This is a genomic window from Capnocytophaga sp. oral taxon 332 str. F0381 (genome assembly GCF_000318275.2).
Lineage (GTDB): Bacteria > Bacteroidota > Bacteroidia > Flavobacteriales > Flavobacteriaceae > Capnocytophaga > Capnocytophaga bilenii.
The window spans coordinates 1,131-1,433 of the sequence record NZ_KB291336.1; positions in this window are offsets into that span (position 1 = coordinate 1,131).

The following is a 303-nucleotide window of genomic DNA, read 5'->3' on the forward strand; positions in this document are numbered from 1 at the left end:
ACCAGATGTTTATTTTCTTGATATAACTTGGATTGGAATGTTTTTATCCAAGTTCCTTAAAAAAGTTTAAACACGTTTGTTGTGTATTTCTAAAAAATGTTGATTTTATAAGATAAAATTCTAAAATAGAGGGTTGGGATTTTTACTGCATAATCTGGGATTAATAATCTTTTAGAAACTCTTTTATATCTTTTTCTTTTATTAATGGTATAAATACTTTAAGACGTCCTTCTAATTCTTTCTTGTTGTCCTTAGTCGTAGAATTAGGTTCTTTTTCATCTATATCACTATAATTAAAATATT